Consider the following 258-nt stretch of genomic DNA (forward strand, 5'->3'; position numbering starts at 1 on the left):
CGAGCACCGTATCCTGGTCCAGCACCACCACGGCGCCGCCGTTGAGCAGCGGCGCCCAGACCTCCATCGTGCTGGCGTCGAACGCCGGGTTGGCCGCGAAGCCGACCTTGTCGTCCGCCGTGAAATCGACGTAGCCGTTGTTGACCACCAGCTTGTGCACCGCGCGATGCGGCACCGCCACCCCTTTCGGCGTGCCGGCCGAGCCGGAGGTGTACATCACATAGGCGGCGCTCCCGCTATCGCAGGCCAGGCCCGGAT

The 258-nt window shown here is 69.0% G+C and carries 1 protein-coding gene; it reads right to left on the minus strand.

Translation table 11 applies throughout. The features are described 5' to 3' along the window. A partial coding sequence (locus KVP70_RS33695; RefSeq protein WP_217946776.1) for an AMP-binding protein occupies nt 1-258 on the minus strand: 258 nt, incomplete at both ends.

The sequence above is a fragment of the Duganella violaceipulchra genome, from assembly GCF_019166075.1.
Lineage (GTDB): Bacteria > Pseudomonadota > Gammaproteobacteria > Burkholderiales > Burkholderiaceae_D > Rugamonas > Rugamonas violaceipulchra.